General features: G+C 72.7%; 20 protein-coding genes. 12 read left to right on the forward strand and 8 right to left on the reverse strand.

All coding sequences use genetic code 11. The features are described from left to right. Positions 1–205: 205 nt before the first annotated feature. The 4 genes from H4F90_RS06875 (at position 206) to H4F90_RS06890 (ending at position 3,482) form a co-directional block, all read left to right on the forward strand. Positions 206–1,027 carry a flagellin N-terminal helical domain-containing protein gene (locus H4F90_RS06875; protein ID WP_182662678.1) on the forward strand — a complete coding sequence of 274 codons (822 nt, stop codon included), beginning with the start codon at positions 206–208 and terminating at the stop codon, positions 1,025–1,027. Between the two features lie 149 nt (positions 1,028–1,176). Continuing rightward, on the forward strand, positions 1,177–2,562 hold the full coding sequence (gene fliD, locus H4F90_RS06880) for a flagellar filament capping protein FliD (protein ID WP_182662680.1): 1,386 nt from the start codon (positions 1,177–1,179) through the stop codon (positions 2,560–2,562). Between the two features lie 130 nt (positions 2,563–2,692). Then, positions 2,693–3,130, forward strand: coding sequence for a flagellar export chaperone FliS (gene fliS, locus H4F90_RS06885; protein ID WP_182662682.1), 438 nt, complete (start codon positions 2,693–2,695; stop codon positions 3,128–3,130). 49 nt (positions 3,131–3,179) lie between these two features. Beyond that, positions 3,180–3,482 (forward strand): flagellar protein FliT, encoded by a 303-nt coding sequence (locus H4F90_RS06890; RefSeq protein WP_182662684.1) that lies wholly within the window; start codon positions 3,180–3,182, stop codon positions 3,480–3,482. A gap of 22 nt (positions 3,483–3,504) precedes the next feature. Here the strand turns inward: H4F90_RS06890 and metE are convergent, their stop codons facing one another. Then, the gene (gene metE, locus H4F90_RS06895; protein ID WP_182662686.1) at positions 3,505–5,820 is read right to left on the reverse strand and encodes a 5-methyltetrahydropteroyltriglutamate--homocysteine S-methyltransferase; all 2,316 of its coding nucleotides are present in this window, start codon (positions 5,818–5,820) and stop codon (positions 3,505–3,507) included. A 93-nt stretch (positions 5,821–5,913) separates the two neighbouring features. Between metE and H4F90_RS06900 the strand changes: the two genes are divergently transcribed. Then, a complete protein-coding gene (locus tag H4F90_RS06900) occupies positions 5,914–6,843 on the forward strand; it encodes a LysR family transcriptional regulator (protein WP_182662689.1) in 930 nt (309 codons plus the stop codon). An 18-nt stretch (positions 6,844–6,861) separates the two neighbouring features. Here H4F90_RS06900 and H4F90_RS06905 read toward each other — a convergent pair whose 3' ends face one another. Next, positions 6,862–7,491 carry a response regulator gene (locus H4F90_RS06905; RefSeq protein WP_182662691.1) on the reverse strand — a complete coding sequence of 210 codons (630 nt, stop codon included), beginning with the start codon at positions 7,489–7,491 and terminating at the stop codon, positions 6,862–6,864. After that, the gene (locus tag H4F90_RS06910) at positions 7,488–8,645 is read right to left on the reverse strand and encodes a hybrid sensor histidine kinase/response regulator (RefSeq protein ID WP_182662693.1); all 1,158 of its coding nucleotides are present in this window, start codon (positions 8,643–8,645) and stop codon (positions 7,488–7,490) included. Before H4F90_RS06910 ends, H4F90_RS06905 begins: the two co-directional genes overlap by 4 nt. A gap of 278 nt (positions 8,646–8,923) precedes the next feature. Between H4F90_RS06910 and H4F90_RS06915 the strand changes: the two genes are divergently transcribed. The 5 genes from H4F90_RS06915 to H4F90_RS06935 all read left to right on the forward strand — a co-directional run bounded on the left by H4F90_RS06915 (position 8,924) and on the right by H4F90_RS06935 (position 14,441). Further along, on the forward strand, positions 8,924–9,355 hold the full coding sequence (locus H4F90_RS06915) for a hypothetical protein (RefSeq protein ID WP_182662695.1): 432 nt from the start codon (positions 8,924–8,926) through the stop codon (positions 9,353–9,355). A 63-nt stretch (positions 9,356–9,418) separates the two neighbouring features. Beyond that, positions 9,419–9,781 carry a response regulator gene (locus H4F90_RS06920; RefSeq protein WP_182662697.1) on the forward strand — a complete coding sequence of 121 codons (363 nt, stop codon included), beginning with the start codon at positions 9,419–9,421 and terminating at the stop codon, positions 9,779–9,781. A 49-nt stretch (positions 9,782–9,830) separates the two neighbouring features. Next, positions 9,831–12,008 (forward strand): chemotaxis protein CheW, encoded by a 2,178-nt coding sequence (locus tag H4F90_RS06925; protein WP_182662699.1) that lies wholly within the window; start codon positions 9,831–9,833, stop codon positions 12,006–12,008. 53 nt (positions 12,009–12,061) lie between these two features. Then, positions 12,062–13,843 carry a methyl-accepting chemotaxis protein gene (locus H4F90_RS15790; RefSeq protein WP_182662701.1) on the forward strand — a complete coding sequence of 594 codons (1,782 nt, stop codon included), beginning with the start codon at positions 12,062–12,064 and terminating at the stop codon, positions 13,841–13,843. Between the two features lie 31 nt (positions 13,844–13,874). Beyond that, positions 13,875–14,441 carry a chemotaxis protein CheW gene (locus tag H4F90_RS06935; protein ID WP_182662703.1) on the forward strand — a complete coding sequence of 189 codons (567 nt, stop codon included), beginning with the start codon at positions 13,875–13,877 and terminating at the stop codon, positions 14,439–14,441. A 76-nt stretch (positions 14,442–14,517) separates the two neighbouring features. On the opposite strand, the gene H4F90_RS06940 is transcribed toward H4F90_RS06935, so the two are convergent. After that, entirely contained in the window at positions 14,518–17,169 is a 2,652-nt protein-coding gene (locus H4F90_RS06940; RefSeq protein ID WP_235971981.1) for an ABC transporter permease, read from the reverse strand. A 154-nt stretch (positions 17,170–17,323) separates the two neighbouring features. On the opposite strand from H4F90_RS06940, the gene H4F90_RS06945 reads away from it, so the two are divergent. Then, positions 17,324–18,175: a DODA-type extradiol aromatic ring-opening family dioxygenase gene (locus H4F90_RS06945; protein ID WP_182662705.1), complete on the forward strand. Its 852-nt coding sequence runs from the start codon at positions 17,324–17,326 to the stop codon at positions 18,173–18,175. Positions 18,176–18,220: 45 nt separating this feature from the next. Here the strand turns inward: H4F90_RS06945 and H4F90_RS06950 are convergent, their stop codons facing one another. The 4 genes from H4F90_RS06950 to H4F90_RS06965 all read right to left on the reverse strand — a co-directional run bounded on the left by H4F90_RS06950 (position 18,221) and on the right by H4F90_RS06965 (position 20,686). Then, positions 18,221–19,264 carry an NAD(P)H-dependent glycerol-3-phosphate dehydrogenase gene (locus tag H4F90_RS06950; RefSeq protein ID WP_182662707.1) on the reverse strand — a complete coding sequence of 348 codons (1,044 nt, stop codon included), beginning with the start codon at positions 19,262–19,264 and terminating at the stop codon, positions 18,221–18,223. Positions 19,265–19,304: 40 nt separating this feature from the next. Continuing rightward, the gene (gene secB / locus H4F90_RS06955; protein WP_182662709.1) at positions 19,305–19,775 is read right to left on the reverse strand and encodes a protein-export chaperone SecB; all 471 of its coding nucleotides are present in this window, start codon (positions 19,773–19,775) and stop codon (positions 19,305–19,307) included. A gap of 145 nt (positions 19,776–19,920) precedes the next feature. Further along, positions 19,921–20,184, reverse strand: coding sequence for a glutaredoxin 3 (grxC, locus tag H4F90_RS06960; RefSeq protein ID WP_182662711.1), 264 nt, complete (start codon positions 20,182–20,184; stop codon positions 19,921–19,923). Between the two features lie 46 nt (positions 20,185–20,230). Continuing rightward, positions 20,231–20,686 (reverse strand): rhodanese-like domain-containing protein, encoded by a 456-nt coding sequence (locus tag H4F90_RS06965; RefSeq protein WP_182662713.1) that lies wholly within the window; start codon positions 20,684–20,686, stop codon positions 20,231–20,233. A gap of 98 nt (positions 20,687–20,784) precedes the next feature. On the opposite strand from H4F90_RS06965, the gene gpmA reads away from it, so the two are divergent. Further along, positions 20,785–21,528: a 2,3-diphosphoglycerate-dependent phosphoglycerate mutase gene (gene gpmA / locus H4F90_RS06970; RefSeq protein ID WP_182662715.1), complete on the forward strand. Its 744-nt coding sequence runs from the start codon at positions 20,785–20,787 to the stop codon at positions 21,526–21,528. Positions 21,529–21,555: the final 27 nt, after the last annotated feature.

The raw sequence follows: 21,555 nt of genomic DNA on the forward strand, positions 1-21,555 counted from the left end.
GCCGGCCGGCCCCCTCCCCCGGCCCGGCCCTGCGCCGGGCCCGACGGCGGATTCGCCGGCCCCGAGAAGGCCGCCGAATCCGCCGTTTTTCATGGCATGCCCGGGGCGGCTGCGGCCGAAGAATGAGCTCACCGCGTTCCTGCGACGCGTTCTCCGCCGGCATCCTCCCGTCCGGCGCACCACGTGACCCCTTAGGAGTGCTGCCGTGCCCCAGACCATCAACACCAACACGATGTCGCTCAATGCGCAACGCAATCTGAACGCATCGCAGTCCACGCTCTCCACCTCGATGCAGCGCCTGTCCTCCGGCCTGCGGGTGAACAGCGCGAAGGACGACGCCGCCGGTCTGGCCATCGCCGAGCGCATGAACGCCCAGGTCCGCGGCATGAACGTGGCGGTCCGCAATGCGAACGACGGCATCTCGCTGTTCCAGACGGCCGAAGGCGCGATGGGCAAGATCGGCGAGAACCTGCAGCGCATCCGCGAGCTGGCCGTGCAATCGGCCAACGGCTCGATCAGCGACGCCGACCGTGCCAACCTGCAATCCGAGGCCGATCAACTGGTCGAGGAAATCGCCCGCGTCGCCGACAACGCCAAGTTCAACGGCATCAACCTGCTGGACGGCAGCTTCACCAGCACCGACTTCCAGATCGGCGCCGATGGCACCGACACCCTGACGGCGACGACCGACTTCGACATGACGGCGCTGACTGCCTACGCAGCCGCCGACATCAGCACCGCCGGAGCCGCCAGCGCGGTGATCGCGGACCTGGACGCCGACCTCGACATCGTCAACACCGCGCGCGCGCAGTCCGGCGCGATCCAGAGCCGCTTCGAGACCGTGGTGTCGCAGCTGCAGATCAGCGTCGAGAACACCTCGGCCGCACGCGGCCGGATCATGGACGCCGACTTCGCGGCCGAGACCGCCAACCTCTCGAAGGCGCAGATCCTGCAGCAGGCCGGCACCGCCATGGTCGCCCAGGCCAACCAGCTGCCGCAGCAGGTGCTCAAGCTGCTGCAGGGCTGACGCCGGACCGCGCCCCGCGCGCGGCCGCACCCCTCTCCTGACACGCCCGGGCCCGGCCCGCTGGCCGCATGCGGCCGGCGCGCCGGGCCTTGTCTCAAGTCGGCGCCGGTTCGGCCGATGCCCCTGCGACACCCCCAAGGAATTCCACCATGGCGACCGTTTCCTCCACCGGCCTGGGCAGCGGGCTCGACGTCAGCTCCATCGTCAACCAGCTGGTCGCGCTCGAGCGCCAGCCCATCACCCAGCTGCAGACCGCGGCCAAGGGGATCCAGACCAAGATCTCGGCCTACGGCCAGATCACCAGCCTGACCAACACGCTGCGCGATGCCTCGGCCAAGCTGGCCGGTTCGAGCCTGTGGCAGCAGAGCAGCGCCAGCAGCGACAGCACGGCCCTGAAGGTCAGCGGCAGCGGCAGTGCGGCAGCCGGCAGCTACACGGTCAGCGTGCAGCAGCTCGCGCGTGCGCACAGCCTGGCCTCGCCGGCCCAGGCCAGCGCCGAGGCGGTGATGGGCAGCGGCCAGCTCGCGCTGACCGTCGGCGGCAGCACGACCACGCTCAGCTTCAGCGAGGCCGACACCACGCTGGCCGACATCCGCGACGCCATCAATGCCAGCGCCGCCGGCGTGAGCGCGGCCATCGTCAGCGACGTGAACGGCGCCCGCCTGACCCTGACCAGCCGCCAGAGCGGCCTCGCCCAGGCCATGACCCTCAGCGCGACCGACCTGTCCGGCGGCGCGGCCAGCGGCCCCTTCGCCAGCCTGGGCTACCCCGGCGGCATGGTGGAGACCCAGGCGGCCGCCAATGCCCGGGCCACCGTCAACGGCCTGGCGGTGGAATCGGCCAGCAACCAGCTCGACGGCGCCATCCCCGGCCTGAGCCTGAACCTGCAGGCCGTCACCAGCACGCCGGCCGAGATCAGCGTCAGCAGCGACAGCAGCAGCCAGAAGGCGGCGGTGCAGGCCTTCGCCGACGCCTACAACGCCCTGAACAACTACCTGCGCACGCAGACCCGCTACGACGACAGCACCAGCACCGCCGGCACGCTGCAGGGCGACAGCACCGCCGTCGGCGTGCTGAGCCGGATGCGCGGCATGCTGCGCGAGAGCAGCAGCGCCTCGGCCCGTTTCGGTCGCCTGGCCGACCTGGGCTTCGACGTGCAGAAGGACGGCACGATCAAGCTCGACAACGCGAAGCTCGACACCGCGCTGGCCCAGCCGGCCGAGCTGGCCAAGCTCTTCGGGGCGAGCGGCAGCAGCGGCGACAGCGCCAGCCAGGGCCTGGCCCTGCGCATGCGCAAGCTGGCCGACAGCCTGACCGGCTACGACGGCCAGCTCAGCGCCCGCAGCGACGGCCTGCGCTCGCGCCTGAACCGCAATGGCGACGAGCAGGACCGCCTGGAGACCCGGGTCAGCCAGATCCAGGCCCGCCTGCTGCGGCAGTACCAGGCGCTGGATGCCAGCATGAGCCAGCTCAATGGCCTGTCCAGCTACGTCACGCAGCAGATCACCGCACTGAACAAGAGCTCCAGCGGCTGATGCCGCCGGACAGCCCGCCATCAGCGGCTGCGGCACCCCGCTATTCGGGCTTTCCGCGACTCAAGCCCGGCAGCCCGCAGACCGATAGCCAGTCATTGGCCCCGCGATCCTGAACCCAGCGCCCCACACCATGCACGCCTTCGCCAGCCCCTTCGCACCGCGCCGCAGCGCCGGCCTTGCCAACGCCTACCGCCAGGTCGGCGTCGAGACCGAGGTCGACACCGCCAATCCGCACCAGCTGGTCGCGATGCTGTTCAACGGCCTGCTCGACAGCATCCACCGCGCCCGCGGCGCGATGCGCCAGGGCGAGATCGCGGAGAAGGGCGCCGCGCTGACCCGTGGCATCCGCATCCTGGAAGAAGGCCTGCGCAGTGCGCTGGACCGCCAGGCCGGCGGCGAGCTGGCCACCCGGCTCGACGGGCTCTACGGCTACCTGGCTCACCGCCTGCTGGAAGCCAATCTGCGCAACGACGAATCCCTCCTCGATGAATGCGTGCGCCTGATCCAGCCGCTGCGCGAGGCCTGGGGCACGATCCAGCCGCAGGTCACCGCCAGGCCGGGACGCTGAGCCCATGGCCCGCCCCACCGCACCCTTCCGCGTCCCGGAGACCGCCACCATGCCCCCGACTCCCCTGCTGCCCTACTACCAGGCCCTGGAGAAGGCCAGCCAGCGCATGCTGGATGCCGCCCGGGACGGCGACTGGGACGGCGTCGTGCGCCTGGAAGGCGCCTGCGGCCTGCTGATCTCCCAGCTCAAGCATGCCGCCGGCCAGAGCGACCTGGGCCGCGAGGAGCGCCAGCTCAAGCACCGCATCATGCAGCGCATCCTGGTCAACGACGCCCAGATCCGCAGCCTGGCCGAGCCCTGGCTGGACGACCTGAACGCCACCCTCGGCGGCCGGCCGGCGCTGATGCACTGAACCGGCCCGCCGGCGCGGCCCTTCAGGCCGCGCCGAGCTCCGCGCGCAGCGTGCGGGCCGCCTCGACCATCACCCGCAAGGCCGCCTCGGTCTCGGGCCAGCCCCGGGTCTTCAGACCGCAGTCCGGATTGACCCAGAGGCGCTGCGGCGGAATCACCGCCAGGGCACGACGCAGCAGGTGCAGCACCTCCTCGCGTGCCGGCACCCGCGGCGAGTGGATGTCGTAGACGCCGGGGCCGATGTCGTTCGGGTAGGCCGATCCGCCGAAGTCGTCGAGCAGGGTCATGCCCGAACGGCTGGTCTCCAGCGTGATCACGTCGGCATCGAGGGCAACGATGCTGTCGAGGATGTCGCTGAACTCGGCGTAACACATGTGGGTGTGGATCTGCGTGGCGTCGCCGACGCCGCCGGCCGTGAGGCGGAAGGCCCGGGTCGCCCAGCGGAGGTAGTCGTCCCAGGCGCTGCGCGGCAGCGGCAGGCCTTCGCGCAGTGCGGGCTCGTCGATCTGGATGATCGCGATGCCTGCGGCCTCCAGGTCGCGCACCTCGTCGCGGAGCGCCAGGGCCAGCTGCAGGGCGGTGGTCTCGCGCGGCTGGTCGTCGCGGACGAAGGACCACTGCAGCATCGTCACCGGCCCGGTGAGCATGCCCTTGACCGGCTTGCGGCTCAGGGCCTGAGCCTGGCTGGCCCAGGCCACCGTCATCGCCTGCGGCCGTTCCACGTCCCCGTAGAGGATGGGCGGCTTCACGCAGCGCGAGCCGTAGGACTGCACCCAGCCCTTCGCGCTGAAGGTGTAGCCCGCAAGCTGCTCGCCGAAGAACTCGACCATGTCGTTGCGCTCGGCCTCGCCATGCACGAGCACGTCCAGGCCCAGCGCGTCCTGGCGCTGCAGGGTGTCGGCCAGGATCTGCCGCAGCAGGGCTTCGTAGCCCGCCGCATCGAGCGTGCCGGCGCGTCGGGCGGCGCGGGCCGCGCGGATCTCGGCCGTCTGCGGGAAGGAACCGATCGTCGTCGTCGGCAGCAGCGGCAGGCCGAGCCGGGCCTGCTGCATCGCCGCACGCTCGGCATGGGGCCGGTGGCGGGCCTCATCGGCGGGCTGCAGGGCGGCCAGCCGGGCCGCCACCGCAGGACGGCGCAGGCGCGGATCGGCACGGCGCGCCGCGCAGGCCGCGCGAGACGCGGCCCAGGCACCGGCCACCGCCTGCTCGCCCTGGCAGAGCGCCGTCTTCAGCAGGCGCAGCTCGTCGAGCTTCTCCTGCGCCCCCGCCAGCCAGGGCCGCACGCCGGCATCGACCTGGGCGTCGTCCGACAGGCTCAGCGGCACATGCAGCAGCGAGCATGAGGGCGCCAGCCACAAACGCCCCTGGCGCAGGCGGTGCAGCGTGCGCAGACGCGGCAAGAGCTGGTCGAGGTCGCTGCGCCAGATGTTGCGACCGTCGATCAGGCCGACCGACAGCTCGCGCTCCTGCGGCAGCAGGGCGGCCACCGCCTCCAGCTCCTGCGGCGCACGCACGCCGTCGACGTGCAGGCCGGCCACCGGCAGGCTGCAGGCCAGGGCAAGTCGATCGCCCAGCGGGGCGAAGTAGCTGCAGAGCATCAGGGCCATCTGCGCCGGCTGCAGCCTGGCATAGGCCCGCGGGAAGGCCTCGCGCCAGGCTGCGGGCAGCTCCAGGCCGAGGATGGGCTCGTCGATCTGGACCCAGTTCAGGCCCAGCGCGCCGAGGCGGGTCAGCAGCTCCAGATAGACCGGCAGCAGGCGGTCGAGCAGGCTCAGGCGGTCGAAGCCGGCCGCCTGGCCCTTGCCGAGCCACAGGAAGCTCAGCGGCCCCAGCAGCACCGGCTTGACCGGATGACCCAGGGCCTGGGCCTCGCGGACTTCGTCGAGCAGACGGTGCGAGGCCAGGCGGAAGGCGGTGTCGGGCCCGAACTCGGGGACCAGGTAGTGGTAGTTGGTGTCGAACCACTTGGTCATCTCCAGGGCCGGGTGACCCGCCGCTGCCGCCTGGCCGGCGCCATCGGCCGGCCGCGCCGCCTGGCCGCGGCCGAGGCGGAAGTGGCGTGCCAGTTCGCTGTCCTGTGGGCCGAAGCCCATGCGCGCGGGCTCGCAGCCCAGCATCAGCACATGCTGCGCGACATGGTCGTACCAGGCGAAATCGCCGACGGTGACGTAATCCAGGCCGGCCGCGCGCTGCTCGGCCCAGCGCTCCGCCCGCAGGCGGCGACCCAGGGCCTCCAGCGCCGGCTCGTCGATCTCGCCACGCCAGTGGCGTTCCAGCGCGAACTTCAGCTCACGGTTCAGACCGATGCGCGGAACGCCGAGAACATGAGAGAAAATCACTTCAATCCTTGGTTGTGATGAATGGTTTGATCATTCCCGGCCCGAACCCTCGGATCAAGCGATAAATATTGCCACTCAGCATGAGAGCGACTCATGTCCGCTGCCAACCCCATCGAGCTGCGCCACCTGCGCACCCTCCAGGCCCTGCGTGAGAGCGGCAGCCTGACCCGGGCCGCCCTGGCCCTGAACATCACCCAGTCGGCGCTGTCGCACCAGCTCAAGGGCCTGGAGGATCTGCTCGGCAGTGCGCTCTTCGAGCGCAAGTCGCAGCCGCTGCGGTTCAGCGCCGCCGGCCAGCGCCTGCTGCAGCTGGCCGAGGCGGTGCTGCCGCAGGTGGCCGAGGCCGCACGCGACCTCAGCCGTCTGGCCGCCGGCGCACGCGGCAGCCTGCGCCTGGCGGTGGAATGCCACACCTGCTTCGACTGGCTGATGCCCGCCATGGATGCCCTGCGCGAGCGCTGGCCCGAGGTGGAGCTGGACATCGTCTCCGGCTTCCACGCCGACCCGATCGGCCTGCTGCTGCAGGACCGGGCCGACCTGGCCATCGTCAGCGACGACAGCGACTGTCCGGGCGGCGTGCTGCTCCAGCCGCTGTTCGGCTTCGAGATCCTGGCCGTGCTGCCGCGCGCGCACCCGCTCTTGGCCCGGCCCTGGCTGAGCGCCGAGGACTTTGCCGGCCAGGCCCTGATCACCTACCCGGTGCCCGACGAACAGCTGGATCTGATCCGCCAGGTGCTGGCGCCTGCCGGCGTGCAGCCGCCGCGCCGCAGCACCGAGCTGACGGCGGCCATGCTGCAGCTGGTCGCAAGCGGCCGCGGCCTGGCCGCCCTGCCCGCCTGGGCCCTGCACAGCTACCTGGCCCGCAACTACGTGGCCAGCCGGCCGATCGGGCCGCAGGGCCTGCACGGCCGGCTGTGGGCGGCCCTGCCCGAGGCCCTGGCCCGCCGCGCCTACGCACAGGACTTCCTGCAGCTGATGCGCGAGACCTCGGCGCGCAGCCTGCCCGGCATCACGCCGCTGTGAAACGCCGGCGGTCCGCGCTCAGACCAGGCCGTTGCGGATCGCGTAGACCGTCAGCTCCGAGTTGTTCGACAGGCCCAGCTTCTCCAGCACCCGCGCGCGGTAGACGCTGACGGTCTTGGGGCTGAGGGTCAGCTCCTGCGCGATGTCCGACAGGCGCTTGCCGCTGGCGATCAGCGTCAAGGTCTGGAGCTCGCGGTCAGACAGGCGCTCGTGCAGCACCTCGGCCTGGGGCTGGCTCAGGCTCTCGGCCAGCATCTGCGCGATCTCGGGGGTGATGTACTTGCGGCCCTGGGCGACGATGCGCACCGCCTCGACGAGCTGGGCGGTGTCGCTGCCCTTGTTCACATAGCCGTGCGCGCCGGCCTTGAGCGCACGGATCGCGTACTGGTCCTCGGGGTACATGCTGACGACGAGCACGCGCACCGGGCTGCCCTCGTCCTTGAGCACATGCATCACGTCCAGGCCGCTGCGGCCGGGCAGGTTGATGTCGAGCACCAGCACGTCGCAGCGGGTGTCGCGCATCAGGCTGCGCAGCTCGCCGTAGTCGCCGGCCTCGCCGACGACCTCGATGTCGGGGGCGTCGGTCAGGGTGTCGCGGATGCCACGCCGGATCAGCGCGTGGTCATCGCAGAGGATGACGCGGATCAAGGATCGACTCCCCAGGTGGTCGGATCGTCGGCATTGCGGCCGCCCTCCTCGTGCTCGTCCTGCGGCGGCCGGCCGTCCATGGGCAGCGACAGGATCAGGCTGGTGCCGCGCTCGCCGCTGCTGAGATCGACCCAGCCGCCCACGGTGGCCGCACGCTCGCGCAGGCCGCGCAGGCCGAAGCTGCGCGCCTTGGCCAGATCCTGCGCCGTCAGGCCGCGGCCGTCGTCGCTGACCTCCAGCGAGAGCACGCCGGCGGCGAGGGTCAGGTCCAGCTTCACGCGGCGGGCCTGGGCATGCTTGCTGACATTGGTCAGCGCCTCCTGCGCGGTGCGGTAGGCGATCAGGGCCAGGCCCGGCGGCAGCGCCGGCAACTCGGCCGGGCTGTGGGTGAAGCGCGTCTCCAGGCCGCTGCGCTTCTCGAAGCGCTGGGTCATCCACTGCAGGGCGGCGACCAGGCCCTGCTCCAGGATGGCCGGCCGCAGGTTGTGCATGATGCGCTGGCTGGCCTCGATGGCGTGGGCCACGGTGTCGAGCGCCTCGCGCGCCCGCTGGCCGACGGCCGGCACCCCGCTGTGACGCTCGATCCAGGCCAGGTCGAACTTCAGGGCGGTGAGCGAGCCGCCGACATCGTCGTGGATCTCGCGCGCGATGGCGGCCCGCTCCGCCTCGACGCTGGCCTGCAGGTGCTGGGTCAGCTCGCGCAGCCGGGCCTCGCTGGCCGCCAGGGCCTCGCGGGCCGCACGCTGGTCGCGGCGGCTGCGCGAAGCCTCCACCGCATGCTGCAGCGCCGGCACCAGGCGCACCAGGTTCTGCTTGAGCAGGTAGTCGCTGGCGCCGCGGCGCATGGCCTGCACGGCCATGTCCTCGCCGATGGTGCCGGAGATCAGCACGAAGGGCAGCAGCGGGTCGCGCGCGCGCACGATCTCCAGGGCCTGCAGGCCCGAGAAGCCCGGCAGCGCGAAATCGGAAACCACCAGATCCCAGGCCTGGGCCAGCGCTGCGCGCAGCGCGGCCTCGGTCTCGATGCGCTCGACCTCGGCGTCCAGCCCGCCGGCGCGCAGATGGGCCAGCAGGATCTCGTGGTCGAAGGCCGAATCCTCCAGATGCAGCAGGCGCAGCGGGCGGTTCAGGGACTTGAGGTCGACGGCAGGCATGGGCGGGACGGCGGCGGAAGGCGGGGCCGGACGCGAAGTGTGCCCCAGGGCCGCCGGCCAGCCCTCCCGGCCGGGCCGGTGTGCGGGCCGGCCCGGGCCGACAGGCCGGAAACAGCGCGGCTTTCCCGCGCATCTTCGGCGCACCGGGGCCGGGGCCTGCGGCGAAGAATGACCCTGAAGCGCGGCGGACCCTGCGCGGCCCCGCGGGCCGCCTCCACCGTCGCGCCGGCCTCCCCGCTGCGCTGCAGCGGCCCTGAATCCGAACCCGCATCCGCGCCATGTCGAGTTCCCCCGATCCCACCGTCGAGCTGCCGGTGCTGGCCGTGGCCGAGCTGCAGGACCACCTGCTGGCCGTCGGTCACGACCTGGACCGCCTGCAGACCCTGCTGAGCGAGAGCTGTGCGCTGCTGCTCGGCGGCTTCGGCGCCGCCCATCGCGCGCTCGACAGCGTCGACCCGAGCCGCTCGCCGGCCGCTGTGCAGGCCCTGCGCGAGACGCTGACCGACAGCGTGGTCGCCCTGCAGTTCGAGGACATGGCCAGCCAGCTGCTGCGCCACACCCAGCAGCGCGTGCGCAGCTGTGCCGACCAGCTGGCCGCCCGCGCCTTCGGGGCCGACGAGGACGGCGAAGCCGCCGTCACCCCCGCGCCGCAGCGACCGAACCCGGTCACGCAGGACGAGATGGACGCCGGCTCGGTCGAGCTGTTCTGAGCCCGCGACCTCAAGATCCCGCCCCCTCTGCCGATGACCCGACCTACCCCGGAGAACGTCCCCATGCCTTCCATCCTTGCCGTGGATGACTCCGCCTCGATGCGCCAGATGGTGAGCTTCACCCTCAAGAGCGCGGGCTTCCAGGTGACCGAGGCCGTCGACGGCCGGGACGCCTGGGACAAGGCGGCCTCGCACCACTACGACCTGGTGCTGACCGACCAAAACATGCCGCACCTCGATGGCATCGGCCTGACCAAGAAGCTGCGCGAGCACCCGGCCTTCAAGGCCACGCCCATCCTGATCCTGACCACCGAGTCCAGCGACCAGATGAAGCAGGCCGGCCGCGCGGCCGGGGCCACCGGCTGGATGGTCAAGCCCTTCGATCCGGCCAAGCTGATCGAAGTGATCCGCAAGGTCATCCGCTGAGCCCGGCCCGCCGCGTGCGCCCCCCAACAGGAACATCAAGGAGCCGATGATGGGCGAGTCCCCAGGCATGCAGGCCGGCGGCGCCGCCGGCATCGACCTCAGCCAGTTCTACCAGGTCTTCTTCGAGGAAGCCGGCGAGAACCTGCAGCAGATGGAGCAGCTGCTGCTCGCGCTGGACGTGGCGGCGCCGGACGATGAGCAGCTCAATGCCATCTTCCGCTGCGCCCATTCGATCAAGGGCGGGGCCGCCACCTTCGGCTTCAGCGACGTGGCCGAGCTGACCCATGTGATGGAGACCCTGCTCGACAAGCTGCGCCGCCACGAGCTGAGCGCCACGGCCGGCATGGTCGACGTGCTGCTGGCCTCGGGCGATGCGCTGGCCGGCCAGCTCGCACGCCACCAGGCTGGCGGCGCCGGCCACAGCCCCGACACCGGCGAGCTGCGCCGTCGCATCGCGGCCTACAGCCAGGGCGAGGATCCGGCCCCGCTGTCGGCCGTCCCGGCGATGGCGGCCGCCGCGCCGACCGACCCGGCCGCCGCAGCCGCCCCGCAGGCCGCAGCGGACGAAGCCCAGTCGGCCGACGTGCCCGTCACCGTCAAGGGCGAGCGCATCCTGGAGATGACGCTGGGGCCGCTGGAACGGCCCGGCCTGGCCGACGACGTGCTGAGCCTGTTCAAGGAGATCGAGGGCCTGGGCCAGGTCGAGCCGGTCGATGGCGGCCTGGCCGCCGACGGCCTGCGCCGCTTCAAGCTGATCACGGCGACGCCCGACAGCGAGCTGCTGGACCTCTTCGCCTTCCACATCGCCCGCGAGCAGGTGCGGCTGCGGCCCTGGGCGGGCGAGCACATCGCACCGGGCTACGGCTTCTATGCCAAGGCGCCCGGCTCGCCGGTGCTGGAGGAAGATCCGGGCTACGGCTTCTTCGACGATGCCCCGGGCGCCCCCGGCGCCTCCGGCCCGGCGGTCGATGCCGCCCCGGCCCTGCAGGCCCCGGTGCCGGCCGCCCCGGTGCCGCAGGCGGGCGCGAGCGCCCGGGCCGAAGCCAAGCCGGCCGGCCTGGAAGGCACGACGCTGCGCGTCGGTCTGGAGAAGGTCGACCAGCTCATCAACCTGATGGGCGAGCTCGTCATCACCCAGGCCATGCTGGCCCAGCACAGCCGCGCGCTGGACCCGGTGCAGCACCAGACCCTGATCGCCGGCCTGACTGCCCTGGACCGCAACACCCGCGACCTGCAGGAAGCGGTGATGTCGATCCGCATGATTCCGATGGGCACGGTCTTCAGCCGCTTCCCGCGCATGCTGCGCGACCTGGCGGCCAAGCTCGGCAAGGAGGTCGAGCTGCTCACCGTCGGCGAAGCCACCGAGCTCGACAAGGGCCTGGTCGAGAAGATCACCGACCCGCTGACCCACCTGGTGCGCAATGCCTGCGACCACGGCATCGAATCGCCCGAGGAGCGGCGCGCGCGGGGCAAGCCCGAGCAGGGCACCATCACCCTGGCGGCCAGCCACCAAGGCGGCAGCATCGTCATCGAGGTGCGCGACGACGGCAAGGGCCTGTCGCGTACCAAGCTGCTCAAGAAGGCCCGCGAGCGCGGCCTGGCGGTGAGCGAGGAGATGAGCGATGCCGAGGTCTGGTCGCTGATCTTCGCGCCCGGCTTCTCGACCGCCGAGGTGGTGACCGACGTCTCCGGCCGCGGCGTCGGCATGGACGTGGTCAAGAAGAACATCTCCGCGCTGGGCGGCACGGTCGAGATCGACTCGGCCGAAGGCCACGGCATGCGCGTGGCGGTGCGCCTGCCGCTCACGCTGGCCATCATGGACGGCATGAGCGTGGGCGTGGCCGAGGAGGTCTACATCCTGCCGCTGGCCAGCGTGGTCGAGAGCTTCCAGGTCACCCCGCAGACGGTCAAGACGCTGGGCGGCACCGGCCGCGTCGTGCAGGTGCGCGAGGAGTACATGCCGGTCATCGAGCTGGAGTCGCTCTTCCACGTGCCGCGCGAGGACGGCCAGCTGCCGTCGAACCCGATCATGGTCGTCGTCGAGGCCGAGGGCAGCCGCGTGGCCATGATGGTCGACGAGCTGCTCGGCCAGCAGCAGGTCGTGGTCAAGAACCTCGAAGCCAACTACCGCAAGGTGCCCGACATCTCGGGCGCCACGATCATGGGCGATGGACGGGTGGCGCTGATCCTCGACATCGCCTCCCTGGTACGCCGCTCGCGCCACTGAGCGTCGACGCGCCGTCGCCCCGCATTCCCTGAGCCCGGACACAAGGACACGCCATGCTCAATCACCTGAAGATCGGCCAGCGCCTGGGCGTCGGCTTCATCGGCCTGCTGCTGCTGCTGCTCGCGGTGCTGACGGTCAGCCTGCAGCAGATGGCCGGCATCGAGAGCAAGCTCGAAGCCGTCAGCCAGACCACCATGCGCACCACGGAGCTGCTGGCCGATGTCGGCGCGGCGATCGACATGCGCGCCATTGCCGCCCGCAACCTGACCCTGCTGCGCGAGGGGCAGGCCGTCGACAAGGAAGTCGAGCGCGTGCGCACGGCCCAGGCCAAGCTCGACGGCAGCCTGACCAAGCTGGCCCAGCTCGTCGCCGACGATCCGCACGCCACGGCCGAGGACCAGCGGCGCGTGAAGTCGCTGATGGCCCTGGAGGCCCGCTACCTGCCGATCGCCACCGACATCGTCGCCCTGGCCATCGCGCACAAGCAGGCCGAGGCGGTGCAGCGCCTGACGCAGGACTGCATGCCGCTGCTCGACCAGATCCTGACCGAGGTCCAGGCCTTCAACGACAGCAACCGCAAGCAGGCCACGGCCGAGACGGCCTCCGCCCTGGCGAGCTACAAGAACTCGCAGCTGACCATGCTGGCCCTCGGCGGCTTTGCCGTGCTGCTGCTCAGCGGCCTGGGCTGGACGCTGACCCGCTCCGTCACCCGGCCGCTCGCCCAGGCGGTGCAGGCCACCCGCACCATCGCCTCGGGGGACCTGAGCCAGCACATCGCCGTGGACGGCCGCGACGAAGTCGCCGACCTCCAGCGCGGGCTGGCCGACATGCAGACCGCGCTGCTGAAGCTCATCACCGAGGTGCGCAACACCACGGACGGCATCTCCACCGCCAGCACCCAGATCGCCACCGGCAACCTGGACCTGTCGAGCCGCACCGAGCAGACGGCCTCCAACCTGCAGCAGACCGCCTCCTCGATGGAAGAGCTGACCGGCACCGTCAAGCAGACCGCCGATTCGGCCCGCACCGCCAACCAGCTGGCCTCGTCCGCCGCCACCGCCGCCCAGCGCGGCGGCGAGGTGGTGACCCAGGTCGTCTCCAACATGGAGGAGATCAGCGCGTCGAGCAAGAAGATCGCCGACATCATCGGCGTGATCGACGGCATCGCCTTCCAGACCAACATCCTGGCGCTCAACGCCGCGGTGGAGGCGGCCCGGGCCGGCGAGCAGGGCCGTGGCTTCGCGGTCGTCGCCGGCGAGGTGCGCAACCTGGCCCAGCGCAGCGCGCAGGCGGCCAAGGAGATCAAGACCCTGATCGGCGCCTCGGTCGACAAGGTCGAGTCCGGCGCCCGCCTGGTGCAGGACGCCGGCAGCACGATGGAGGAGATCGTCTCCAGCGTTCGCCGCGTCAGCGACATCATCGGCGAGATCACCGCCGCCTCGGCCGAGCAGAGCGACGGCATCGGCCAGGTCAACCAGGCGGTCAACAACCTCGACCAGATGACGCAGCAGAACGCGGCCCTGGTGGAGGAAAGCAGCGCAGCGGCCGAATCGCTGCGCGACCAGGCCCAGCGCCTGCAGCAGGCCATCGGCAGCTTCCGGCTGGAGCAAGGCGCGCAGATGCAGGCCGCCCACCTGATCGAACGGGTGCGGCAGAGCCCGCGTCCGGCGGCCAAGCCAGCCGCCAAGCCCGCAGCCACGCCGGCCCGTGCGGCAGGCACCCCGGTCCGCAGCGAACGTCCGGCCGCTCCGGCCGCCACGCCGCCGCGCGCCCCGGCCCCGACCCGCCCGAATGCCGCACCGGCCGCCGCGGACGACGAATGGACCAGCTTCTGAGCGGCCCCACCCCACCGAACCGGAACCCGCCATGGACACCCTGACCGCCCCCCGCACGACCTCCCCGACCTCGACCCAGTCCGCAGCCGGCACGCCGTCCCGCAAGGAAAGCTCCTACGGCGCGGCCCATGGCCAGGCCGCCAATGCCCCGGGCCGCGAGTACCTCAGCTTCTGCCTGGGCCAGGAGGAGTACGGCATCGACATCCTCAAGGTGCAGGAGATCCGCTCCTACGAGGCACCGACCCGCATCGCCAATGCGCCCGCCTTCCTGAAGGGCGTGATCAATCTGCGCGGCGTGATCGTGCCGGTGATCGACCTGCGGGTGAAGTTCGGCTGCGAGGCCGAGATCACCGCCATCACCGCCGTGGTGGTGCTGAGCGTGAAGGGCCGGGTCGTCGGTGCGGTGGTCGATTCGGTCAGCGACGTGCTGGAACTGCCGCATGCCCTGGTGAAGCCGGCGCCCGAGATGGGCACCCTGGTCGACACCAGCCACCTGATGGGCATTGCCAATGTGAACGAGCGCATGCTGATCCTGCTCGACATCGAATCGCTGATGTCGAGCAGCGAGCTGGGCCTGATCGACGCCGCCAGCCACTGAGCGGCCGGGCCGCGCACCCCGCCCTCCCCCCGGCCGACACCGCCGACGCCCCCCGGGGCGCGGCGGCGTCGACCGTTCAGGGGCTGCTGCGGCGCAGGGTCTCGACGACCGGCCGGGCCAGCAGACCGCGCAGGCCCCAACGGCCGGCCAGCAGGGCCAGCAGGGCGCCGGCGGCAGCACCGGCGAGCGGCACCCAGAGCGGCGCCGTCCAGCGGAACTCGAAAGCGTAGTGCGCCAGCGCCGCACCCAGGCCCATCGCCACGACCGAGGCCAGCGCGCCGGCCAGCGCGCCCAGGCCCAGCAGCTCGACCTGAAGCACCCGGGCCATCAGCCTGCGGCTGGCGCCCAGCGCGCGCATGACGGCGGCCTCGTGCAGGCGCTGCTCGCGGCTGGCGCGTATGGCGGCCAGCAGCACCAGCAGGCCGGCCGCCAGCGTGAAGGCGAACAGGAACTCGACCGCCCGCACGACCTGGTCGAGCACCCGCTGCACCTGGGCCAGGGTGGCCGACAGATCGACCACGGTCACATTGGGGAAGGCCTGGCTGAGCCGGCTGTCGAAGCCGGGGCCGGTCTGGCCCGGCGCGCGCGGCGGGGCCTGGAAGGCGGCGATCCAGGTCACCGGCAGCTCCGGCAGGGCGGCGCGCTCGAACATCACGAAGAAGTTCACCCGCATCGAGGCCCAGTCGACCTGGCGCAGGCTGCCGATCACGCCCTCCTGCGCCTGGCCGGCGATGTCGAAGCGCAGGCGGTCGCCGAGCTTCAGGCCCAGCGCCTGGGCCAGGCCCTCCTCGACGCTGAGCGCCGGCAGGGCCTCGGCCTGCTGCGCTGCAGCGGCATCCCAGCGGCCGGCCAGCAGGCGGTTGTGGGCCGGGGCCTCGGCGGCATGGCTGAGGTTGAACTCGCGCTCGACCAGGCGGTTGGCGCGCTCGGTGGCGAACTGGCCGGCGCGCACCGGCTGGCCGTTGATCGCGCTGAGCCGGCCACGGATCATGGGATACCAGTCGTAGCGCTCGACGCCGGCCTCGGCCAGGTGGGCGCGGAAGGCCTGGGCCTGGTCGGGCTGGATGTTGATGACGAAACGGTTGGGCGCATCGGGCGGCGTGGCCTCGCGCCAGCTGGCGATCAGGTCGGTGCGCAGCAGCACCAGCAGCACCAGGGCCAGCAGGCCGACCGACAGCGCCGCAAGCTGCACCATGCCCTGCACCGGCCGCGCCGCGAGCTGGCGGGTGGCCAGGCGCAGCGCGCGCGGCAGGCGCAGGGCCGCGCCACCGGCCGGCACCACCCGGCGCAGCAAGGCCATCACGCCGCCGCCGGCGGCCGCGAAGAGCAGCAGGGCCAGCGCGAAGCCGCCGACGACGATGGCCCCCAGCTGCGGCGTGGCCGCCGTGGCCCACAGCATGGCGCCGAAGCCGGCCAGGCCGGCCAGGGCCGTGAGCAGGGAGACGGCGCGCGGCCGGCCCAGCTCGCGGCGGATCACCCGCAGTGCCGGCACCTGGGCGAGTTGCAGCACCGGCGGCAGGCCGAAGCCGATCAGCAGGCTCATGCCCACGCCCAGGCCGAGCAGGGCCGGCGCCGGGCCGGGCGGCGGCAGCTCGGCGCCGACGAGGCGGCCCAGCAGCCAGACAAAGACCTGGTGTAGCGCCAGGCCGATCAGCAGGCCGAGGGCGCTGGCCGCCAGGCCGGCCACGCCGAAGCCCAGGGCGTAGGCCCCGGCGATGCGGCGCTGGGACTGGCCGAGCACGCGCAGCATGGCGCTCTCGTCCAGGTGACGGTCGGCGTAGTGGCGCGCGGCGATCGCCACCGCCACCGCAGCCAGCAGGGCCGCCAGCAGGGCCACCAGGCGCAGGAAGGTGGCGGCGCGGTCCAGGGTCTGCGCCATCTCCGGCCGGCCGGCTTCCAGGGTTTCCAGCCGCAGGCCCCGCCAACCTTCCTGTGTGATGCGCCGCCGGGTCTCGTCCAGATAGCGCGTCACGGCCGCGGCCTCGCCGCCCGCCGGCAGGGCCACGGCCAGGCGGTGGCTGACGCGGCTGGCGGGCTGCACCAGGCCGGTGGCGGCCAGGTCGTCGAGGTTCAGCATCACCCGCGGCGCAAAGCTGAGGAAGCCGGCGCCACGGTCGGGCTCGATGCGCAGCACGGCGTCGATGCGCAGGTCCGCATCGCCCAGGCCCAGGTGCTCGCCGACCTGGAGCTGCAGGGCGTCGAGCAGGGCCGCATCGACCCAGACCGCCCCGCGCGGCGGCGCCGCCCGCAGGCTGCGCGTGCCGGCGGTGTCGGCCTCGGGGCTGTCGGCCAGTTGCAGCGCACCGCGCAGCGGATAGGCCGCATCGACGGCCTTGACGGCGACCAGCCGGCTGGCGCCGCCGCGCGCCTCGGGCGCGCGGGCCATGCTGGGGAAGCCGACGCTGGTCGAGGTCCTGAGGCCCAGGGCGCGGGCGCGCTCGGCCAGCACCGGGGGCAGGGGCTGGTCGGCCACCAGCACCGCATCGCCACCGAGCAGGGCCTGGGCGTCGCGGCTGAGGCCGGATTGCAGGCGCTCGGCGAAGAAGCCGACGGCGCTGAGCGCGGCCACGGCGAGGGCCACGGCCATCAGCAGCAGGCTGAGTTCGCCGCCACGCAGATCCCGCCAGGCCTGACGGGCCGCCAGGCGCAGCAGGCTGGGCGGCCGCCAGCCCACGGGGGGCGGCAGGGACGACGGGGCGGGCACAGGGGGGGGCGGGGTCTCGACCATCCCGCGACCCTAGCCGATCCCCCGGGTGCGGCGAACTCGCCGGGCTTTGCCGACCCCGGGGGAGCCGGCGGGCGGCACCGGACGCGGGCATCGCTGAACGGCGCGCTCAAAGGCCTTGAACGACGCAGGGCCCGGGCGGCGGTCCAATCGGCCGATGGATGCCGCCCCCCTGCCCTTCCCCGCCCTCTTCGTCTCCCATGGCTCGCCGATGCTCGCGCTGGAGCCCGGCCCGGCCGGTGCGTTCATGCGCCGCCTCGGCCCGACGCTGGAAGCCCGCTTCGGCCGGCCGCGCGCGATCCTGGCGCTGTCGCCGCACAGCAGCACGCGCGAGCCCACCCTGCTGACCGCGACGCGGCACCCGGCCGTCCACGATTTCAGCGGTTTCCCCGAAGCCCTCTACCGCCTGCGCTACGAGCCTGCGGGGGCGCCGGAGCTCGCGGAGACGCTGGCGACGGCCCTCGCCGCGCAGGGCCTGCAGGTCGCACGGCGCGAGGCTGGCGGGCTGGACCACGGCGTGTGGAGCGTGCTGCGCTTCGCATGGCCCGAGGCCGACCGGCCGGTGCTGCCGCTGACCCTGCCGGCCGAGGCCACACCCGCCACGCTGCAGGCCCTGGGCGCCGCACTGGCCCCGGCCCTGGCCGAACACGGCGTGCTGCTGCTGGCCAGCGGCAGCCTGACGCACAACCTGCGCCTGCTCTTCGGGCCGCAGGGCTGGCTGCCGCAGGACGCGCCGGAGCAGGCCGGCACCCGCGCCTTCCGCGACTGGGTGCAGGCGCGCGTCGCCGCGGGGGATGAGGCCGGGCTGCGGGACTACCGGCGGCTCGCCCCCGCCGCCCGCGAGCAGCATCCGACCGACGAGCACTGGCTGCCCTTCTACCTGGCGATGGGCGCCGGCGGCCTGCAGGACGCGGCCCGCCTGCACGCCGGCGTGGACCATGGCGCACTGGCAATGGACAGCTATGCCTTCGGCCCCGGCGCGGCGGCGCTGGCCGCGGCCCTGCACTGAACCGGGGGGGAAAAACGGCCCCGGCCGCGCTGCGGGCCGGGCGACTCAGTGCTCGGCGCGGGCCTCGCGGCGCATCAGCGCGCGCACGGCTTCGGCCGGGTCGAGCCGGCCTTCGAGCACCTCGACCACGGCGGTGGTGATCGGCATCTCCACGCCCAGCGCGCGGGCGCGGGCCAGCACGGTCGGCGCGGTCGGCACGCCTTCGGCGACATGGCCGAGCGCGGCCACCGCCTCGGCCAGGCTGCGGCCGGCCGCGAGTTCCAGGCCGACGCGGCGGTTGCGCGAGAGCGCGCCGGTCGCCGTCAGCACCAGGTCGCCGAGGCCCGACAGGCCCATGAAGGTTTCCTGCCGTGCGCCCAGGGCCAGGCCCAGGCGGCTCATCTCGGCCAGGCCGCGGGTGATCAGCGCGGCGCGGGCGTTCAGGCCCAGACCGGGCTCGCCACCGTCCCGCGCCGGCAGGCCGTCGGCAATGCCGGTGGCGATGGCCAGGACGTTCTTGACCGCGCCGCCGACCTCGACCCCGACCGGGTCGTCCGAGGTGTAGACGCGCAGCGCGCCGCCATGGCAGGCCGCGACGGCCTGCTGCGGCAGCCAGGGGTCGCGGCTGGCGGCGACCAGGGCGGTCGGCTGGCCGCGCGCCACCTCCTGCGCGAAGCTGGGGCCGGAGAGCACGCCACTGCGCAGGCCGGGGGCCAGCTCGGCGGCGATCTCGTGGCCGAGGCGGCCGCTGCCCGCCTCGAAGCCCTTGCAGAGCCAGAGCAGGCCCACGCCCTCGGGCAGACCGGCCGCCGCGCCATGGGCCAGCAGGCCACGCAGGCCCGCCATGGGGCTGGCGACGATCAGCAGCGCGCCTTCGGGGTCGGAGGCGCCGGCGCGGGCATGGTCGATGGCGGCGTCGAGATCGACCGCGATCTGCAGACCGGCCGGCAAGGCCACGCCGGGCAGGTAGCGGGCGTTCTCGCGCTGCTCGCGCAGCGCGGCGGCCTGGGCCGGATCGCGCGCCCAGAGCTGCACGGCATGGCCGACCCGGGCCATGCCCAGGGCCAGGGCCGTGCCCCAGGCCCCGGCGCCGAGGACGCTGATCCGCATCACGCCGCGGGTCCGGAGCGCCGCCTGTGCCCGGCCTGGATCAGGCCTGACCCAGGGTCTGGCCGGCGAGCTGCTCCAGCTCGGCCTGCTGCTGGGCGTCGAACATGGCCTGGAAGTTGACCTCGGTCAGGTGCACCGGCGGGAAGCCGGCACGGGTGATCAGGTCGGCCACGTTGGCGCGCAGGTAGGGGTAGAGCATGCCCGGGCAGGCGATGCCCAGGATGGGGCGCATCTGCTCCTGCGGCACGTTGCGGATCTCGAAGATGCCGGCCTGCTTGGCTTCCACCAGGAACAGGGTGCGGTCGGCGATCTTGGTCTGCACGGTGGCGGTGACCGCCACCTCGTAGACGCCGTCGGCCACGGTCTCGGCGCCGACGCCCAGGTTGATCTCGATCTGCGGCTGGGCCTGCTCGAGCAGGATGCGCGGCGAGTTCGGCTGTTCGAGCGAAACGTCCTTCAGATAGACGCGCTGGATCTGGAAGACGGGATCGGCTTGCTGTTCGTCGGCCATGGGGGGCTTTCGGTGGGATCGGGGGAAGCGCGGCCGCGCACAGCGCGCGGCCCGGCGAAGGCGTCGTGGCCCGGCGCCGCCCGGAAGGCGGCCCCGCACGAGGCGCGCGATTATGGCCGCGTGGCCGCCTGGGGGCGGCCGGGGCTCAGGCGCCCTGGCCGAGCAGCGGCAGCAGGCCGCCGCGCTGGTCGAGCGCGATCAGGTCGTCGCAGCCGCCGACATGGGTGTCGCCGATGTAGATCTGCGGCACGGTGCGGCGACCGGTGCGGGCCATCATGGCCTCGCGGGCGGCCGGATCCAGGTCGATGCGGATCTCCTCGATCACCTGCACCCCGCGCTGCTTCAGCAGCGCCTTGGCGCGCTGGCAGTAGGGGCAGACCTGGGTCGTGTACATCTGGACGGGGGCCATCGCGATCTCGCTGGGTGGGGGCTGGACAGAAGGGGCGGGGCCGGACTCAGGCCGACTTGCGCTTGCCCGGGGCGGCCGCCTCGGTCTCGCTGGCGCCCCGCTCGGTCGGCAGCTGGGCCTCGCGCCAGCCCGCGGTGCCACCGGCCACGGCGACCACGCGGGCATGGCCGGCCTTCTTGAGCAGATCGACCGCGCGGCGCGCACGGGCGCCGCTCGGGCAGATCAGCACCACCGGGCGGTTCTTGTCGCTCGGCAGCAGACGCGAGCCCTCGAGCTGGCCGAAGGGCAGGGCGCGGGCCGGCGTGGCATGGCCTTCGGCGTATTCGGCCGGCTCGCCGACGTCGAACATCACCGCCTTCTCGCGGTTCAGCAGGGTCACGGCCTCGGCCGGGCTGACGCTGGCGCCGCCGCCGGACGCCCCGCGCAGCTGCTGGGCGACGAGCAGGCCACCCGAGGTGGCGGCGATCAGCACAAGGATCCAGTTCTCGATCAGGAAGTCCACGGTGTCTTGTCCCCGAAAGCCGGGTGGGGCCCCGGCAAAGTCATGATTCTAGAATCCCGGGTAATTACGGATCCCCCGACCTCCCCCAACCCCACCCCATGCACAAGCTTGTTCTGATCCGCCACGGTGAATCGTCGTGGAACCTGGAGAACCGATTCACCGGCTGGACCGACGTGCCGCTGACGCCGACCGGCGTCGCCCAGGCCCGCGCCGCCGGCAACATGCTGCGCGAGGCCGGCTACAGCTTCGACGTGGCCTACACCTCGGTGCTCAAGCGTGCGATCTGGACGCTCTGGCACTGCCTGGACGCGATGGACCGCACCTGGCTGCCGGTCGTGAAGGACTGGCGCCTGAACGAGCGCCACTACGGCGCGCTGCAGGGCCTGAACAAGGCCGACATGGCCCGCGAGTTCGGTGAACAGCAGGTGCTGCAATGGCGCCGCAGCTACGACGAGCCGCCGCCCGCGCTGACCCCGGAAGACCCGCGCGGCCAGCGCCAGGACGCCCGCTACGCCGGTCTGGCGCCCGAGCAGATTCCGCTGACCGAATGCCTGAAGGACACCGTGGCCCGCGTGCTGCCGCTGTGGGAGGGCACGATCGGCCCGGCCATCCTGAGCGGCAAGCGCCTGGTCATCACCGCCCACGGCAACAGCATCCGCGCGCTGGTCAAGCACCTGGACGGCATCTCGGATGCCGACATCGTCAGCCTGAACATCCCCAACGGCACGCCGCTGGTCTACGAGCTCGACGAGTCGCTCAAGCCGATCCGCCGCTACTACCTGGGCGACGCACTGGCCGACGAACGGGCCAAGGTCGAAGCCGGCCCGCACGGCCAGGACTGAGACCCGGGCCGGCCTCGACGGGACGAG

It is taken from the genome of Aquariibacter albus (assembly GCF_014145335.1).
Taxonomy (GTDB): Bacteria; Pseudomonadota; Gammaproteobacteria; order Burkholderiales; family Burkholderiaceae_C; genus Aquariibacter; species Aquariibacter albus.

Bases quoted from the DNA above. Each gene is read 5' to 3' on its own strand.
- fliD (WP_182662680.1), top strand. From the start codon at position 1,177: ATGGCGACCGTTTCCTCCACCGGCCTGGGCAGCGGGCTCGACGTCAGC.
- fliS (WP_182662682.1), top strand. From the start codon at position 2,693: ATGCACGCCTTCGCCAGCCCCTTCGCACCGCGCCGCAGCGCCGGCCTT.
- H4F90_RS06890 (WP_182662684.1), top strand. From the start codon at position 3,180: ATGCCCCCGACTCCCCTGCTGCCCTACTACCAGGCCCTGGAGAAGGCC.
- H4F90_RS06900 (WP_182662689.1), top strand. From the start codon at position 5,914: ATGTCCGCTGCCAACCCCATCGAGCTGCGCCACCTGCGCACCCTCCAG.
- H4F90_RS06910 (WP_182662693.1), bottom strand. From the start codon at position 8,645: ATGCCTGCCGTCGACCTCAAGTCCCTGAACCGCCCGCTGCGCCTGCTG.
- H4F90_RS06915 (WP_182662695.1), top strand. From the start codon at position 8,924: ATGTCGAGTTCCCCCGATCCCACCGTCGAGCTGCCGGTGCTGGCCGTG.
- H4F90_RS06920 (WP_182662697.1), top strand. From the start codon at position 9,419: ATGCCTTCCATCCTTGCCGTGGATGACTCCGCCTCGATGCGCCAGATG.
- H4F90_RS06925 (WP_182662699.1), top strand. From the start codon at position 9,831: ATGGGCGAGTCCCCAGGCATGCAGGCCGGCGGCGCCGCCGGCATCGAC.
- H4F90_RS15790 (WP_182662701.1), top strand. From the start codon at position 12,062: ATGCTCAATCACCTGAAGATCGGCCAGCGCCTGGGCGTCGGCTTCATC.
- H4F90_RS06935 (WP_182662703.1), top strand. From the start codon at position 13,875: ATGGACACCCTGACCGCCCCCCGCACGACCTCCCCGACCTCGACCCAG.
- H4F90_RS06940 (WP_235971981.1), bottom strand. From the start codon at position 17,169: ATGGTCGAGACCCCGCCCCCCCCTGTGCCCGCCCCGTCGTCCCTGCCG.
- H4F90_RS06945 (WP_182662705.1), top strand. From the start codon at position 17,324: ATGGATGCCGCCCCCCTGCCCTTCCCCGCCCTCTTCGTCTCCCATGGC.
- H4F90_RS06950 (WP_182662707.1), bottom strand. From the start codon at position 19,264: ATGCGGATCAGCGTCCTCGGCGCCGGGGCCTGGGGCACGGCCCTGGCC.
- secB (WP_182662709.1), bottom strand. From the start codon at position 19,775: ATGGCCGACGAACAGCAAGCCGATCCCGTCTTCCAGATCCAGCGCGTC.
- grxC (WP_182662711.1), bottom strand. From the start codon at position 20,184: ATGGCCCCCGTCCAGATGTACACGACCCAGGTCTGCCCCTACTGCCAG.
- gpmA (WP_182662715.1), top strand. From the start codon at position 20,785: ATGCACAAGCTTGTTCTGATCCGCCACGGTGAATCGTCGTGGAACCTG.